This is a genomic window from Rhizobium sp. BK591, from assembly GCF_014195045.1.
GTDB classification, from domain to species: domain Bacteria; phylum Pseudomonadota; class Alphaproteobacteria; order Rhizobiales; family Rhizobiaceae; genus Rhizobium; species Rhizobium anhuiense.
Genome location: NZ_JACIAZ010000002.1, coordinates 638202 through 653783, shown reverse-complemented (window position 1 = coordinate 653783; position 15582 = coordinate 638202). Strand labels below are relative to the sequence as shown.

At 60.2% G+C, this 15582-nt stretch carries 14 protein-coding genes; 7 read left to right on the top strand and 7 right to left on the bottom strand.

The genetic code is table 11. The features are described 5' to 3' along the window. Positions 1–20: 20 nt before the first annotated feature. Positions 21–443 (bottom strand): winged helix-turn-helix transcriptional regulator, encoded by a 423-nt coding sequence (locus FHX10_RS10170; protein ID WP_097630910.1) that lies wholly within the window; start codon positions 441–443, stop codon positions 21–23. Positions 444–544: 101 nt separating this feature from the next. Here FHX10_RS10170 and FHX10_RS10165 point away from each other — a divergent pair, with 101 nt between their 5' ends. Continuing rightward, positions 545–1666 carry an NADH:flavin oxidoreductase gene (locus tag FHX10_RS10165; protein ID WP_132573337.1) on the top strand — a complete coding sequence of 374 codons (1122 nt, stop codon included), beginning with the start codon at positions 545–547 and terminating at the stop codon, positions 1664–1666. Positions 1667–1998: 332 nt separating this feature from the next. On the opposite strand, the gene FHX10_RS10160 is transcribed toward FHX10_RS10165, so the two are convergent. The 5 genes from FHX10_RS10160 to FHX10_RS10140 form a co-directional block, all read right to left on the bottom strand. Continuing rightward, complete coding sequence (locus FHX10_RS10160; RefSeq protein WP_097630912.1) at positions 1999–3132, bottom strand: ABC transporter ATP-binding protein; 1134 nt, start codon at positions 3130–3132, stop codon at positions 1999–2001. Between the two features lie 90 nt (positions 3133–3222). After that, positions 3223–4428, bottom strand: a complete 1206-nt coding sequence (locus FHX10_RS10155) for an ABC transporter substrate-binding protein (protein ID WP_047613511.1) — start codon at positions 4426–4428, stop codon at positions 3223–3225. A 73-nt stretch (positions 4429–4501) separates the two neighbouring features. Beyond that, positions 4502–5359 carry a carbohydrate ABC transporter permease gene (locus FHX10_RS10150; protein WP_097630913.1) on the bottom strand — a complete coding sequence of 286 codons (858 nt, stop codon included), beginning with the start codon at positions 5357–5359 and terminating at the stop codon, positions 4502–4504. Then, positions 5356–6240, bottom strand: coding sequence for a carbohydrate ABC transporter permease (locus tag FHX10_RS10145; protein WP_047613282.1), 885 nt, complete (start codon positions 6238–6240; stop codon positions 5356–5358). Before FHX10_RS10145 ends, FHX10_RS10150 begins: the two co-directional genes overlap by 4 nt. Before the next feature lie 13 nt (positions 6241–6253). Then, entirely contained in the window at positions 6254–7411 is a 1158-nt protein-coding gene (locus FHX10_RS10140; RefSeq protein ID WP_097544667.1) for a Gfo/Idh/MocA family protein, read from the bottom strand. A gap of 319 nt (positions 7412–7730) precedes the next feature. On the opposite strand from FHX10_RS10140, the gene yghX reads away from it, so the two are divergent. Continuing rightward, positions 7731–8618: a YghX family hydrolase gene (gene yghX / locus FHX10_RS10135; RefSeq protein WP_028756487.1), complete on the top strand. Its 888-nt coding sequence runs from the start codon at positions 7731–7733 to the stop codon at positions 8616–8618. A gap of 69 nt (positions 8619–8687) precedes the next feature. Here the strand turns inward: yghX and FHX10_RS10130 are convergent, their stop codons facing one another. Beyond that, positions 8688–10061: an MmgE/PrpD family protein gene (locus FHX10_RS10130; RefSeq protein ID WP_097630914.1), complete on the bottom strand. Its 1374-nt coding sequence runs from the start codon at positions 10059–10061 to the stop codon at positions 8688–8690. 39 nt (positions 10062–10100) lie between these two features. Between FHX10_RS10130 and FHX10_RS10125 the strand changes: the two genes are divergently transcribed. From FHX10_RS10125 to FHX10_RS10105, 5 genes are all read left to right on the top strand, one after another. Continuing rightward, positions 10101–11075 (top strand): LysR family transcriptional regulator, encoded by a 975-nt coding sequence (locus FHX10_RS10125; protein ID WP_179869518.1) that lies wholly within the window; start codon positions 10101–10103, stop codon positions 11073–11075. Between the two features lie 37 nt (positions 11076–11112). Next, complete coding sequence (locus FHX10_RS10120) at positions 11113–12018, top strand: LysR family transcriptional regulator (RefSeq protein WP_097630916.1); 906 nt, start codon at positions 11113–11115, stop codon at positions 12016–12018. 178 nt (positions 12019–12196) lie between these two features. Then, positions 12197–13141, top strand: a complete 945-nt coding sequence (locus FHX10_RS10115) for an ABC transporter permease (RefSeq protein ID WP_047615028.1) — start codon at positions 12197–12199, stop codon at positions 13139–13141. Further along, the gene (locus tag FHX10_RS10110; protein ID WP_017992060.1) at positions 13138–13956 is read left to right on the top strand and encodes an ABC transporter permease; all 819 of its coding nucleotides are present in this window, start codon (positions 13138–13140) and stop codon (positions 13954–13956) included. Before FHX10_RS10115 ends, FHX10_RS10110 begins: the two co-directional genes overlap by 4 nt. Then, positions 13953–15581, top strand: a complete 1629-nt coding sequence (locus tag FHX10_RS10105) for an ABC transporter ATP-binding protein (protein WP_097630917.1) — start codon at positions 13953–13955, stop codon at positions 15579–15581. Before FHX10_RS10110 ends, FHX10_RS10105 begins: the two co-directional genes overlap by 4 nt. Position 15582: the final 1 nt, after the last annotated feature.

Below are 15582 nucleotides of genomic sequence, written 5' to 3'. Positions count from 1 at the left end.
TCACAAATTACTGAAATCACTCAACTTAATTTGCGGCTGGCTCTTACATTCGGGCTGGTAGGGGTTGTCCAGCCCGACCGCGAACTCCTGTCGAAAGCTTCTCTTGCTACGGCGACCTCCGGCAGTTTCACCAACGTCCACTTGTGGAGTTCTTGGAGGGGTTCACGTAACGTCTGGCCAAGTGGCGTCAGCTGATATTGTACAGCCACTGGCGACAGTGAAATTACCTCTCTCGCTATGAGACCGTTCCGTTCAAGGCGACGGAGGCACTGAGTGAGAGCCTTCTGAGTCACGCCTTGCAAGCGGCGGCGAATGGCATTGAAGCGCTGCGGTCCGTCATCAAGAACCGCGATCACCATCATCGACCACTTGTCAGCAATCTGATCGAATAGAGCTCGGCTCGGACATTCAGAAGAAAAGCAGAGCGGTTCCAGTTCAAGCATGATGGTTTCCTTCGATATACCTAGGCGACTTCAAGTGCCTGATTGACGCTAGGTTTACTTCATATACCTGTAGCTTCGTTCAACGCAACGGAGTTCTACTGATGCCCAGTCCCAATACAAGCAGCCTGTTTCGACCCTTCACGATCCGGTCGCTTGAACTCAAAAATCGCATCGTCATGGCGCCCATGACCCGCCTTTTTGCGTCTGAAGGCGTGCCGGGGTCGGCGAGCGCTGATTACTATCGGCGCCGGGCAGAAGGTCGCGCCGGACTGATCTTATCTGAAGGCACCGTGGTCAATCGCCCTGCCTCCCGCAACGACAGCGGAATCCCGTTCTTTCATGGCGATGCGGCACTGCAGGGGTGGAAGAATGTGATTGACGCTGTCCATGGTGCTGGAGGTCGTATGGGGCCACAGATCTGGCACACGGGAGCGACGCGCTACATCAATAATTGGGAGCCCGATGCCCCGGTGGAAAGTCCGTCCGGTCTCGACGCACCCGGTGACGCGCGCGGCGTGGCGATGACCGAAGAGGACATCGCAGATACTATCGCAGCCTTCACCAAAGCCGCGGCAGACGCCAAGCGGCTTGGTTTCGACACCATCGAGATCCACGGCGCGCACGGCTATCTGATCGATCAATTCTTCTGGGCGGGCACCAATCTGCGGACGGACCGGTACGGCGGACCAACGATTAAGGAACGCTCGCGCTTTGCGGTCGAGATCGTCAGCGCCATGCGTGAAGCGGTAGGCCCCGACTTCCCGATCATCATGCGCGTCAGTCAATGGAAGCAACAAGATTTCAGCGTGCGCCTCGCAGAAACGCCAGCAGAAATGGAGACCTGGCTATTACCGTTGGTCGAGGCGGGAGTCGATGTCCTTCACATGTCGCAACGCCGCTTCTGGGAACCGGAATTCCCGGAGATTGACGGCGAGAATGGTCTCAATGGCGCAGGCTGGGCAAAGAAAGTGACGGGTGCCGCAACAATCGCGGTCGGATCGGTGGGCCTTGACAACGACGTTACTGCCAGCGCCTTCGTCGGCAAGGGATCAACCACAGCTAGCCTCGATCGCTTAATCGAGCGAATGGATCGGAATGAGTTCGACCTGATTGCGGTGGGTCGCGCGCTGCTCACTGATCCGAATTGGGTCGCCAAAGTTGAAGACGGCGGTTTTTCGGGATTGAAAGGGTTCGACCCAACTTCCTTATCCGAGTTGGTCTGACGCAAAGGGGTGGGCGCATGGGCCATTTGCACGGCCGACCGGCCTTGCTCGGAGCTGACATGAAGGGCGCGATCAACGCCCACTCCTCACATACAATGGCTTGCATAGCGCCGGTGCCTGCGGTCAACAAGCGTGTTGACCGAACGAGAGGGCCCAGCAATCAAGTGACCTTTGGCAGTCTCGCTTTGATCTTTCGTCCTCGCGATGCGTCTGGATCTGTTGGGAACGAGCTGGCCTGCGTAAGTCATCAAGTCCACCAATGCCTTCCTCTGTACAGCATCGATTATGCCCCCAACGCTTGCCGAGATCGCGCTCGCCGACACCGAGCCGGCTCAAGCGGCCGTCGGATTGATCAGGTTCATATCGATTTCGGTCAGTTCCACGCGCCGCTCGAAGGCAATGCCCGCCTCGTCGAAGAGGTGGCAGTCCGCAGCATTGATGCCGGTTGCGACAGGCGCATCCGCGCGGATGCCGACGCTGCCGGGCAGCATGGCGCAGAAATTCTCGGCTTCGCCGTTCAGCGAGGCGTAAGCGACCGTATTTGCCCCGAGGCGCTCGATGACCGTCGGCGTCACGGTAAAGACGATATCGCCGCCGCCGAGCTGGATATGCTCCGGCCGGATGCCGAGCGTCAATGCCTTGCCGGCCATGCCGTCACGCGGCGTCACGGGCAGAACGGCTGTCTGGCCTTGATAATCAACCTCGACGCCATTGGCGCTGACGCCCTTGCAGGTCACGGGAAGAAAATTCATTTTCGGATTGCCGATGAAGCCGGCGACAAACTGGTTTGCCGGCTTGTGATAAAGCTCCAGCGGCGCCCCCGTCTGCGAGATATCGCCGGAATCGAGCACCACGATACGATCGGCCATGGTCATCGCCTCGACCTGATCGTGCGTCACATAGATCATCGTCGCCTTCAACTGCCTGTGCAGCTTGGCAAGCTCGATGCGCATGTCGGCGCGCAGTGCTGCGTCGAGGTTGGAAAGCGGCTCGTCGAACAGGAAGATCTTCGGTTCGCGCACGATGGCGCGGCCGATCGCGACGCGCTGGCGCTGGCCACCGGAGAGCATGCCGGGTTTCTGCTGCAGCCGCTGTTCGAGGTGAAGGATGCGGGCGGCATTTTCCACCTTGGCCTTGAGCTTTTCCTCTTCCATCCTTTCGACGCGAAGCGGGAAGGCAATGTTTTCGAAAACAGTCATGTGCGGATAGAGCGCGTAGGACTGGAACACCATGGCGATGCCGCGCTTGACCGGCGGCAGGTCATTGACCCTGATACCATCGATAACGATATCGCCCGCGCTCGTCGCGTCGAGACCGGCAATCATGCGCAGCAGGGTGGATTTGCCGCAGCCTGACGGGCCGACGAAGACGACGAACTCGCCGTTCCTCACCTCGAGCTGCACGCCCTTCAGAACTTCGTAGTCGCCATAGAACTTCTGAACTTTGTTGAGAAGGAGCTGTCCCAAAAATCTGTCTCCACCGGCGGCCTTGTCGCACATTCGATCGGGGAGGGATCGCGGGCTGTGCACCCGCGATCCCAAAGAGTCCAAAGCGGTTTACTTGAACGCTTCGATTTCGCCGGCAGCCTTCTTCAGCGCAGCTTCCGGTTCGGCCTTGCCCGTCACCACCGACTGAATCATCTCGATGATCGAGTTCTGGAAGCCCTTGTAGTCGGTGAAGAGCGGTTCGGGACCACCATAGTTGATACCCTCGATGAGCGGCTTCCAGTAAGGATCCTTGGCGACGAACTCGTCGACCTTTGCCGACGGGCGCAGCGGGGTCAGGCCGGCACCGCCCTGCAGCTCGTATTCCGACTGGACGTCGGGCGAGGTGATGAACTTGGCGAATTCCGTCGCCTTCTCCTCGACCCCCGAACCCTTGAAGATCGCCAGGCTGTCGGTGATCAGCAGCGTGCCGGGCCCCTTGGCGTCGGGACCCAGCGGCAGCGTCGCAATGCCCCAGGCAATCTTCGTCTCCTTCAGCCTGGAGGCGGCGCCCGATCCTGCCTGGATCATGGCGACCTTGCCGTCGAGGAAGATGGCGCGGACTTCGTTCTGCTCATAGGCCGTCGGGCCTTCCTCGGAGTAGGGGACGATATCCTTGTAGGCCTTCAGTGCGGCGAGAATCTGTGGGCTGTCGAGCGTGACCTTGCCTTCGGCATCCGTCACCGCGCCGTTGTTGGTGTAAACCCAATGCATGAACTGGTGCATCGTGTTGTCGAAGGTCTTGGCGGAGAGACCGAAGCCCGGAATGCCGGTCTTTTCCTTGATGGTCTTGGCCATCTCGATTTCCTCAGCCCAGGTCTTCGGCGGCTTCTCGGGATCGAGGCCGGCCTGCTTGAAGAGGTCCTTGTTCCAGTAAAGCGCCTTGGTGGAGAAAGCGATCGGGACGCCCCACTGGGTATCCTCGAAGGTCACCGTGTCGACGATGTGCGGATAGTAGCTCTTCTTTTCGTCATCGGTCATCGGCACCGGGACGATCAAGTCGTTCTGCGCGAATTCCTTCAGCGTGCGCGAGCCGACATAGGCCATGGCAACGGGCGTGCCGGCGGCGGCGAGCGTCGTTGCCTTGTCCTGGCACTGCGCCCAGCCGACAACTTCGGGCGTGACCTTCCAACCTGCGTTCTTTTCTTCCCACTGCTTGATGTATTTGGTATGGACCGGGTCGATCGTGTCGCCGCAATAGATCCAGCTGATTTCCTTGTCGGCCGCCTGGGCAGTGACTGCGGTCAATGCCGTCGAACCGAGCAAGGCGAGGGCCATCAGGCCTGTCTTGATGGTAATGCTCACGTCGTGACTCCCATTCTTGTGTTAGCTGTTCACTCGTTTTTTGGTCTTATTGTTTCACCGCACCGGCGGTCAGCCCGCCGACAAGGTAGCGCTGAAGGAAGAAGATGACGACCATCGCCGGCGCGATACCGACGAAGGAAGCCGCCATCAGTTCGTTCCAGATGACCTCCTGCTTGCCGAAGTAAGCAAAGAGCCCCACCGGCAAGGGCATGTATTCGCTCTTCGAGTTGAACGTCAGCGCGAAGATGAATTGCTGGGCGTAAGCGCCGATGAAGGTGGTTATGGCGACGACGATAATCCCCGGCATCGCAATGGGCAGGATGACACGGCGCAGCGTGTAGAAATGGCTGGCGCCATCCATGTAGGCCGCTTCGTTGAGCTCCTGTGGAATGCGGATCATATAGGTGCGCAACAGCCAGATCGCCGACGGGATCAGGAAGGCGACGCCCGGCACGATCATGGCGAGATAGGTGTTGAGCACGCCCATGCTGCGCATCAGCCGGAAGAGCGGGATCAACAGCACGGCGCCGGAGAACATGTTCACCGTCAGGAACGCGCCGAGCAGGATCCCCATGCCCTTGAATTCGAACTTCGCGAAGGCGTAAGCCGCCGGAATGACGAGGCAGAGCACGATCAGCGTGACGATGATCGAGATGAAGAACGAGTTGAAGATATAGCGCCCGAAGCCCGGCACGCTGATCCACATTGTCCGGTAGGCTTCGAACGAGCCGTTCTCCGGCCAGAAGCGGTAGGGCGAGGAAAAGAGCTGGGCGAGCGGCTTCAGCGACACCAGGAAGCCCTCGACGAAGGGCGACAGCACGAAGAACAGAAACATTGCGATGCCGCAATAGATCAGGATGATTTCCCACCAGCGGTAACGGTCGATCATGGAGGCACTGCTCATGCGCGCTTCTCCGGATTGAGACGGCGGGTGACGCGGAAATAGGCGAAGCAGAAGAGCGACAGGAAGATGCAGATCAACACAGCGCGCGCTGCACCTTCCCCGTATTTCTTCGAACCGATCGCCGTCTGATAGGTATCGATGATCATCGTCGTCGTCTCGCCGCTCGGTCCGCCCTGCGTCAGGATCCAGATGATGTCGAACGAGTTGAAGGTGGCGATCAGCGACAGCATCGACATGGTGATGATCGCCGGAACCATCAGCGGCAGGGTGATGCGGCGGAAGCGGTACCAGCGGCCGGCGCCGTCGGTCCAGGCAGCCTCGTAGAGATCCTTCGGAATGGATTGGATCGCCGCCAGGAAGTAGATCGTCACCAGCGGCACACCAATCCACACATCGGTGATGATCGTTGCCCAGAAGGCGGTACTGCCATAGGCGAGGAAGGCGACCGGGCCGTCGACGAGACCGAAGCGCTGCAACAGGCCTGATATCATTCCGAACTGGCCGTTATACATCCAGCCCCACATGAAGATGCCAATGGCCATCGGCACGATCCATGGCGGCATGGTCAAAAGCCGGAATAATGAGCGCCCCGGCACCGCCGCATTCAGCATGCATGCGCCGAAGGTGCCGATCACCATTTTCAGGGCGACCGAGAAGAACGTCCAGATGAAGGTCCGGAAGATGACTTCCGCAAACCGCTCATTGAAGATCTTCTCGTAGTTGATCCAGCCCACCCAATTGGTGGTCTTCCTCAGCGATGCATCGGTGAAGGAGAGAATGAACGTATCGACCAGCGGATAGGCGACGATCGCCAGAACATAGAGGACAGCCGGGAGAAGAAGGATCCAGGCGAAGATGACCGTGCTTCTTTGAACACTCATCTTGCCGCTCTCCTCAAGCCGCTCTTGCGTGAAGGGCTTCGTCGAAACGGTCCCAGATCGGTCTGAGATCGACGACCGTTTTCTTCATCCTCGCCTCGTCCATCGCCAGAGCCAGAATGCCGGCTTCGAGCGCATTCAGCGTGGAAACGGGAAGTTCGAGCCCGGTGCGCACGCTTTCAAGCAGGTCGCTCGCCATCTGTTCATCGGCGCCGTAATGCTGGGAGAGCTCGGTGGCGGCATATTTGTTTTCGACCACCTTGTTGCCGGTCAGCTGTTCGTGAACGTCGAGATAGCCGCGCACGAAATCGCCTTCGGCCATGCCGCGCGACCCCATGATGGCGAAACGGCGGAACTGGTCGGGCACGTTCAGATTGGTGTGAAAGTTCATGCCGACGCCATTGGCATATTCGACGATCGCCACCTGATAGTCGATGATATCGGCATCGCTGTCGAAGACCTTGTCCGAGCCCATCCATCCGCTCGGCTTGCGGTGAAAAAGTTCGAGGTCGTTGATGCCCTCGCGCGCCGGATCGTTGGCCGGAGTAAAGCTCTTGCGGCCGCCGAAACTGGCGACGCGTTCCGGCCGTGCGCCGACGACGCCATTGTAAAGATCAAGGTCATGGCAGCATTTCTCCAGCATGAAGCTGCCGGAGTAACGCTCATAGCGGCGCCAGTCGCGCATGAAGAAGGCGCCGTGATAAGGCTCGATATGTTCGGAGGCCTCGATCGACACGATCTGACCGAGCTTGCCCTCGGCCTGGATGGCGCGGAGATCCTTATAAAGAGGGGAATAACGCAGCACGAGACCGACCATCAGCCGCTCGTGGCCGAATTTTGCCATCAGATGGGCAAGCTCGATGCTTTCTGCGATGGTCGTGACGATCGGCTTTTCACAGAAGACCTTGAGACCGGCCTGAAGGCCGAGCCTGATATGGTCGAGATGGAGGTGATTGGGGGAGCCGATCATCAGCAGATCGAGCTTTTCGGAAGCGAGGAGTTCTTCCGGCGAACCATAGGCCTTGCCGACTGAAATGCCCTTTTCCGTCAATCCGGGAAGTCCGGCGGGTTCCGGATCCACATAGCCGACAATGTCGAAGCTGCTATCGATTGCCTTGAAAACATAGCCGAGATAGCCGAGCCGGAATCCTAGCCCAATGATTCCCACTTTCATGCCGATCAAGTTCCCATTTAGTAATTTATTTTCTTTAAGTTGGGACAAAAATCGAGAGGCGTCAATAGAAAACGGGCCTCATAGCGCGAGTATGAAATTAATTTTCATAGATCGATAGCCGGCGGCCCATTGCTTGCAACAACTGGGCGGACGCGGTTCGCCAGATGGACGTTGGCGCGCATCCTCCCGAAGCCAAGTCAGTCATTCAGCGCCGGTTGCCCCAGCCGACAAGCTCACGCGAAACTCGCGAAATGTTGAAAAGAGTCGCGAGCTTACCTGTGTAGGATGGTGCGAGAACAAGGAGGCAGGAGGAGCCATCATGACGCGTATGACAGCCAAGGATTTCCCTCAGGAACTTCTCGAACTCTACGATTATTACGCCCACGGGAGAATTACCAAGCGTGAGTTTCTCGACCGGGCCGGCAAATTCGCCGTCGGCGGCGTGACGGCCGCCGCCATTCTTGCGTCGCTGAGCCCTGACTATGCGCTGGCGACCCAGGTCGAGTTCACCGATCCCGATATATCAGCCGAATACATCACCTATCCCTCGCCAAAGGGAAATGGAGATGTGCGCGCCTATCTCGTCCGCCCGAAAAACGTGACCGGCAAAGTTGCGGCCGTGGTGGTCGTTCACGAGAACAGGGGCCTGAACCCCTATATCGAGGATGTGGCGCGCCGCGTGGCAAAGGCGGGTTTCGTAGCACTTGCCCCGGATGGCCTGACGTCGGTCGGAGGCTACCCCGGCAATGACGAAAAGGGGCGGGAGCTTCAGCAGAAGGTCGACCCGGAAAAGCTGATGAACGACTTCTTCGCGGCGGTCGAATTTTTGATGCATAACGATCTCACCACCGGCAAGGTCGGCATCACCGGCTTCTGCTATGGCGGCGGCGTCGCCAACGCCGCGGCGGTGGCCTATCCGGAACTTGCCGCAGCCGTGCCCTTTTACGGCAGGCAGCCGCGCGCCGAGGACGTGCCGAAGATCAAGGCGCCCTTGCTTCTCCATTATGCCGGGCTGGACAAGGGGATCAACGAAGGCTGGCCGGCCTATGAAGCTGCGCTGAAGGCATCGGGAAAAACATTCGAGGGCTACATCTATCCCGACGTCAATCACGGCTTTCACAATGATTCCACCCCTCGCTACGACGAAGCGGCAGCCAAGCTCGCCTGGCAGCGAACGGTCGACTGGTTTACGAAATACCTCGCCTAGAAGTCCGCGGCCTGAACGTTGATGTTGGCGGGGAGATTTTCCCCGCCGCCGATCCGCCGCCGTGGCTTGTCAAGGCGACTGATGGTCGGTGATCAGTCTCCAGACGGCATCGTCGCCGGACAGGTTTTCAAAATCGGCAAGCTTGCGAAGCTGCAGGAAAGAGGCCTCGGACACATTCCGATTTCCCCAGCGCAAGCAGTCCATGAACTTGACTTCGCGTTCATGCACACTCATCGGCGCTTCGAGCGATCCCTTTGCATGCAAGCGAGACTTGCTCAAGATGCCCCCATCGCGCGTCGTGACGGTGACGACGTGCGGGAGGCGCTCCACGCCTTTTTCCTCTTCGGCCGAATAGGACTGCATTTCGATGCACGGCATGAATTCCCGGATTTCCGGTCGCCCAATCTCCTGCCGCGTAAAGTCCGAAAGGCTAAGAGATCCCTTGAGGAAGGCTGTCGCCAGGCAGTACTGCATCGAGAAGCGGGCCTGCATCTCGTCGGCAGGGTTGGGATAAGCGAGGTTGCGGGCAGCGGATATGCCGACTTTCGTCTCGATCCTGGCAATGTCGCCAGCCAGAAGCCCATGCTCCTGCTTCAGATCCAGAAGCGCGTCGATGGCGCGATGGGTCGAGGCGCAACAGGGATGGCGCTTGGTCACCACGCCTCGGCTTTCGATGATATGTTCCTCCTCGAAGGTCAGGCCCTGCCAGCCCTTGGCATCATCGTCCCCGAAAAGATCGAGGAAACCTTGCGGCCGCTCGAGGATATCCGGCCGCCCGCTCATGCCGGCCAGCGCCATGCGCGCCGCGTCCACGGCATGGCGCGCGGCAATGCCGGCGTGAAGCGGTTTGGCGGTCGTGCCGAATTGCCCTTTCGGGCCGCAGGCGAAGCTCGTCGCCAGGCTCATCGCCGCGACGAGTCTCTCTTCGTCGGCGCCGAGAAGCCGTGCCACGCCAGCCGCAGCCCCGATGCTGCCGACCGTCGCCGTTGCGTGCCAGCCCCTGTTGTAGTGAGAGGGATTGACGCCAAAGCCGACCGCCGCCTGCGCTTCCAGCCCGGCCAAATAGGCCTCGAGAAACCGTCTTCCGCTTGTCACCTTGCCGCTGGTCAGAACCGCCAGCAGTGCGGGCACCAGCACCGCGGAAGCATGCGCCCTCGCCGGATGGAAATTGTCATCGAAATCCAGCGCATGCGCCGCGGTTGCGTTGATGAGCGCGGCGAAAGAGGGCGAGGCGGAGCCGCCGGTGACGAGCCGCGCTTCGCCGCCTTGGGTGATTTCCCCGTCGAAGGCGCGGATGAGTGCGGCAACGCTTTGATCGCTGCTGCCTGCAATCATGCAGCCGATGGTGTCCACCACAGCATCTCTTGCCCGGTCCATCGCGCGGTTTGAGAACGCCGTTCGCGACAGGAGCTGTTCCGCGATCTTCCGGAGAATGGTGGCCATTGACGAAAGTCTTTCCGTGAGTTTGGTTCTCCGCGGAAAATGTTCAACTTTCCGCAGCGCCGCAATCTTATGCGGATCGCGGGTAGGGCTATCGACATTGGAGATAGAATGGCGCGAGACACGAGTGCGGCGATCAGCCTGAAGCATATCGAGGCCTATGACGCCATCGCCGCGACGGGCTCGACGATCGCCGCTTCCGTCGAGCTCGGGATCTCGCAATCGAACGCCAGCCGCTTGCTGCAGCAACTGGAAGAGTATCTCGGCGTCCGGCTTTTCGACCGGGAAAAGAACCGGCTTCAACCGACCCGCGAGGGGCTGCAGCTCGGCCCGGAAATCCGGGCCATTTCCGACCGGCTGCGGGCCTTGAAAACCGCGGCGATGGAGCTCGAGAGCGGTCGCTCGCGCGAGATCATGCTGCGGCTCGCCTTTCCCTCCAGCCTTTCCTCGACGCGCATTCCGAAGCTGGTGAAGAATTTTCTCGCCGCCAATGGTCCGATGCGCGTCGAAGTCGCGTCCGGCAGTTATCTGGCAATTGAACGGATGGTGGCCGACGGCGAGGCCGATCTCGGTTTCGCGCGTCTGCCGCTGATGAGCCCGGGGTTGAAACAGGAGAAGATCCTGTCGTCGCGGATTGTTTGCGTCCTGCATAATGATCATCCCAAGGCCGGCAGCCGCCTATTGTCGGTCGGCGAGCTGAAGGGGCAGGATCTGATCATGCTGAACAGGGAGCGGCCGGTTCGCCATGAGCTGGAGGCGTTGTTCTACAAGGCCGGCATCCGCCAACGCCCCCTGCTCGAGGCGCATTCGGTGGCGAGTGCCTGCGCTCTGGCCGCCCAAGGGCTCGGCATTGCGCTGGTCGGCGAGATCATCGCCCGCGAATATGCGACGCTGCCGCTGCAGTTCATTGCGCTCGAACCGGAACTGCCGGTTGCCTACGCGCTGATCAGCGGAGAGAAATTTCCGATGCCCAAGGCCGCCAGCCTTTTCCTTCAAAGCATTTCGGACTGGGCATGATGACGGTGCTTGGACTGTCCCGGGGGATCGCAAGCGCATGAATATCAAGCAACTGGAAGTCCTGCGCACGCTTCTGGCGACGGGGTCGACGATTGCCACCGCAAAGACGATGGGTCTCAGCCAGTCCGGCGTCAGCCGCCTCCTCCAGCAGCTCGAGGCGGACCTTTCGATGTCGCTTTTCGTCCGCGACAAAGGCCGTCTCATCCCCACCCCCGAGGCCCTGCTTCTTGCCCGCGATGCCGAGAACATCTTGCTGGCGGTCGATCGGATGTCGGGTCATGCGGAGGACCTAAGAAGCGGCGCCGCCGGTCCGGAGATCGTCCGCATCGGCCTGCCGAGCAGCATGTGGGAGCATTTCGCGCCGGCCATGCTGGTCGATTACATCAACGATTTCCCCGGTGTGCGAATCGAAACCTTCTTCGAGACGACGACTGCGATCAACAAGCTCGTCGAGCAGAGGGTGATCGATTTCGGCTTTCTGCGCATGGAGGGCGAGAGCGGACCGGGCATCGAGGTCGAGCGGGTCGCCACCGGCGAAAGCGTCTGCGTCGTTCCGAAGGATCATCCTCTTGCGAAACTGGAGGAAATCACGGTCAAGAATTTGCGCGACGTTCCTCTCATTCTGATCGGGCGCCAACGGCCGAACCGCATGGCGCTCGACCAGACCTTCCGGCGAGCCGGCATCAAGCAGATCGTCAAGATCGAGACACATACCAACAGTTCCGCCTGTTCCTATGTCGCGCATGGCCTTGGGGTCACGATCATCAGCAGCTTTTATGCCAATCTCTATCGCCACCTGCCGGTGGTTCACCGTCCTTTCGTGCCACGCGCGACCCAGGAATTCGGATTGGCGAGGGCGGTCGGGACGCCACTCTCGATTGCTGCCCACGCTCTGAGCGACGCCTTGAAGCGACAGATCCGGCTTTCGCAAAAAGGCGTTTGAAATCAAATTTTTAGCCTGAAACCTTACGCGAACGCAGTCGCTTTGGTTGCGGTCGTATTCCGCATAGACTTATGACGGAATCGCATAATATTGCGGATATTTCTTCATTCGATCATAGTCTGCGGCAACGAAACCGATGGCGCCGGGCACAGTCCGTCGCCCATCGCGGGGAACAAAAATGCTGAAATTCGTCCTGAACCGCCTCCTGATGGCATTGCCGACGATCGTCCTCGTTTCGGTGACTGTCTTCACCCTGATCCGCTTCATACCCGGCGATCCGGCGGCACTGATGCTGGGGGATATGGCTGAGCCGGATCAGATCGCGGCAATGCGCTCGGAACTCGGCCTCGACAAATCGCTGCCTGAGCAGTTCCTGATCTGGACCGCCAATGTCGTGCAGGGTGACTTCGGCCGCTCGATCGTCAATGACGAGGCGGTGCTGCCGCTCGTCGCTTCACGTTTTCTGGTCAGCGCCGAAGTCGTCGTCGTCGCCGTGCTTCTGGCAAGCCTCATCGCCGTGCCGGCCGGCGTCATCGCCGCCTGGCGGCAAAACAGTCTGACGGACCTTGCGCTGGTCGGCACGGCCACGATCCTGCTGTCGATCCCGACATTCTGGCTCGGCCTCCTGCTTCTGCTTTTCTTCGGCTTGAAACTCAGCTGGCTGCCGGTGCTCGGCTATGTCTCGATCGGCAGCAACCTCACCGGCGGCCTGCTCTATCTCGTGCTGCCGATCATGACCCTGGTCATTCACGAGATGGGTGTGTTGATCCGCATGGCACGCGCCTCGACGCTGGAAGTGCTGCGTCTCGACTATATCACCCACGCCCGGGCCAAGGGGCTTTCCGAAAGCGCCGTCCTCTGGCGGCACGCCTTCAAGAATGCCTTCGGCCCGACCTGGACAGTCATCGGTCTGATCCTCGGCAATCTGCTCGGCGGCATTGCCGTCATCGAGACGGTCTTCACCATTCCGGGGCTCGGGCGACTGATGGTCGACAGTATTTTTGCCCGCGATTACCCGGTGATCCAGGGGTGTCTGCTGTTCGTCTCGCTTTCCTATGTGCTGGTCAATTTGGTCGTCGACCTGCTCTATCCCTTGTTCGATCCGCGGGTAGTCGCCGAATGAAAAACGTCACGTTCAACGGCTTCATCGGCAGCATTCTGATTGCCGCATTGCTCATCTCCGCTGCGATCGGCCTTTTCTGGACCCCCTATGATCCGATGAAGCTCGGCTTCACCGCGCGGCTGGCGGCGCCAAGCAGCGCCCACTGGCTCGGAACCGACGAATTCGGCCGCGACGTACTCAGCCGCCTGATCGTCGGCGCCCGGGCGAGCGTCTGGATCGGCACCTTGACGGTCACATTCGCGACGGTCTGCGGTACGTTGATCGGTCTCGTCAGCGGTTACGCCCGCGGTTGGATCGATGCAGTCATCATGGCCGTCAACAATGCGCTTCTCGCCTTTCCGGGCATCCTTCTGGCGCTCGGTTTGCTCGCCGTCTTCGGCGCCAACCAATATGGCATCATCTTCGCGCTGGGCATTGCCTATTCGCCCTCGATGGCCCGGGTTGTCCGGGGTGCCGTTCTGTCGCTGCGCGAGCGGGAATTCATCGAGGCTTCCAAGGTGATGGGCAATGGCGAGCTCTACACCATGTTCCGCCATATCCTCCCCAATTGCATCGCCCCGATCACCGTGCTTGCGACCTCGATGTTCGGCTGGGCGATCCTTTCGGAAAGCGCGCTCAGCTTTCTCGGCCTCGGCGTGCCGCCACCGGCGCCCACCTGGGGCAACATGCTGGCCGCCGGCCGGCCATTCATCGAGCAGGCGGTCTGGCTGGGTCTCTTCCCGGGCCTGGCGATCGCCCTGACGCTCCTCGGCATCAATCTTCTGGGCGACGCTCTTCGAGACAAGCTTGATCCGCGGATGAGGGGACTGAAATGACCAAGGAAACGCTTTTGAATGTCCGCAACCTGTCGCTTCAGGTCGCCGGCACCGGTGTGCAGGTCGTCAAGAACTTGAGCTTCGACATCGCGCCAGGCGAGATCTTCGGCATCGTCGGGGAAAGCGGATCGGGCAAGACGCTGGCAACACGCGCCCTGATCTCGCTGCTGCCGGCGCCGATCAAGGTGATCGGCGGCTCCGTTGCCTATAAGGGACGCGACGTGCTTGCGATGAGAGCTGCGCAATTGCGCCAATTGCGCGGTGCGGAAATCGGTGTCGTCTTCCAGGAACCGATGACCTCGCTCAATCCCTCGATGACCGTCGGCCGCCAACTCGAAGAAGGGTTGCAGCTGCATACGAAATTTTCGCAGGAAGAGCGGCGCAGCCGGATCCTTGACATGCTGAACCGGGTCGGGATCCGCGATCCCGCCGGGGCGCTCACTTCCTATCCGCATGAATTCTCGGGCGGCATGCGCCAGCGCATCATGCTGGCATCGGTCATGCTGCTGAAACCGGCGCTGTTGATCGCCGACGAGCCGACGACGGCGCTCGATGCCGTGATCCAGCGCGATGTCATGGAATTGATGGTGGAACTGACGCAGGCGGAAGGCACCGCCGTGCTGCTGATCAGTCACGACCTGCCGATGGTTGCCCGCTACACCAACCGCATCGTTGTCATGGAAAAGGGCGTGATCGTCGAAGAAGGACGCACCGCCGAGCTGCTCGACGCACCACAGCGTGCCTATACGAAGAAACTGCTTTGCTCCCTGCCGTTCCGCGGAGAGACCCGGACGATCGACAAGACCAAGGCGCCGATGGTCTCGGCACGGGATATCGTCGTCGATTATCCGGGCCGGCGGTCGCTGATGAAGAAGGCAACGCCAAAGCGGGCGCTGCATGGCGTCAGCATCGATATCCACGAGGGCGAAGTCGTGGCACTGGTCGGCGGTTCGGGTTCCGGCAAGACCACGCTCGGCCGCACCATTGCCGGACTGGTCCGGGAGAGCGAAGGCGATATCCGGTTCAGAGGACGCAGCCGCGACGACAACTGGATGGACTATCGGCTGAATTGCCAGATGGTGTTCCAGGATCCTTATTCCTCGCTCGATCCGCGCATGACCATCGTCGCGCTTGTGGAAGAAGCGCTGCGGCTCGTTCCCGATCTCGACGCTGCGGCAAAGCGCAAGCGCGCCCTGGAGACGCTGGAGGAAGTCGGGCTTGGGGCCGACTACGCCGGGCGCTACCCGCATGAGCTTTCGGGCGGCCAGCGTCAGCGCGTGGCGATTGCCCGGGCCATTGCGCGCCGGCCGAAATTCCTGATCGCCGACGAACCGGTATCGGCCCTCGACGTGACGGTCAGGGCGCAGGTGCTCGAACTCCTGTCCGATCTGCAAAAACGCTACGGCTTTTCCTGCCTGTTCATCAGCCACGATCTCGGCGTGGTCGAACAGGTGGCCGATCGTGTCGTCGTCATGCAGGACGGCCGGATCATCGAGCAGGGCGACCGCGATACGGTTTTCGACAGCCCGAAGGAGGCCTACACACAACGGCTTCTCTCGGCCATCCCCGCTCTGGACCACAATGCTCAGGGCGGCGTGATCCTCAAATGGCGCCTGGAGAACTGAT

What these genes read in the sequence shown, in the direction of transcription:
- FHX10_RS10140 (WP_097544667.1), bottom strand. Translation starts at nt 7,411, where the DNA reads ATGAAAGTGGGAATCATTGGGCTAGGATTCCGGCTCGGCTATCTCGGC.
- FHX10_RS10105 (WP_097630917.1), top strand. Translation starts at nt 13,953, where the DNA reads ATGACCAAGGAAACGCTTTTGAATGTCCGCAACCTGTCGCTTCAGGTC.
- FHX10_RS10165 (WP_132573337.1), top strand. Translation starts at nt 545, where the DNA reads ATGCCCAGTCCCAATACAAGCAGCCTGTTTCGACCCTTCACGATCCGG.
- FHX10_RS10120 (WP_097630916.1), top strand. Translation starts at nt 11,113, where the DNA reads ATGAATATCAAGCAACTGGAAGTCCTGCGCACGCTTCTGGCGACGGGG.
- FHX10_RS10110 (WP_017992060.1), top strand. Translation starts at nt 13,138, where the DNA reads ATGAAAAACGTCACGTTCAACGGCTTCATCGGCAGCATTCTGATTGCC.
- FHX10_RS10115 (WP_047615028.1), top strand. Translation starts at nt 12,197, where the DNA reads ATGCTGAAATTCGTCCTGAACCGCCTCCTGATGGCATTGCCGACGATC.
- FHX10_RS10155 (WP_047613511.1), bottom strand. Translation starts at nt 4,428, where the DNA reads ATGGCCCTCGCCTTGCTCGGTTCGACGGCATTGACCGCAGTCACTGCC.
- FHX10_RS10150 (WP_097630913.1), bottom strand. Translation starts at nt 5,359, where the DNA reads ATGAGCAGTGCCTCCATGATCGACCGTTACCGCTGGTGGGAAATCATC.
- FHX10_RS10145 (WP_047613282.1), bottom strand. Translation starts at nt 6,240, where the DNA reads ATGAGTGTTCAAAGAAGCACGGTCATCTTCGCCTGGATCCTTCTTCTC.
- FHX10_RS10130 (WP_097630914.1), bottom strand. Translation starts at nt 10,061, where the DNA reads ATGGCCACCATTCTCCGGAAGATCGCGGAACAGCTCCTGTCGCGAACG.
- yghX (WP_028756487.1), top strand. Translation starts at nt 7,731, where the DNA reads ATGACGCGTATGACAGCCAAGGATTTCCCTCAGGAACTTCTCGAACTC.
- FHX10_RS10125 (WP_179869518.1), top strand. Translation starts at nt 10,101, where the DNA reads ATGTTCAACTTTCCGCAGCGCCGCAATCTTATGCGGATCGCGGGTAGG.
- FHX10_RS10170 (WP_097630910.1), bottom strand. Translation starts at nt 443, where the DNA reads ATGCTTGAACTGGAACCGCTCTGCTTTTCTTCTGAATGTCCGAGCCGA.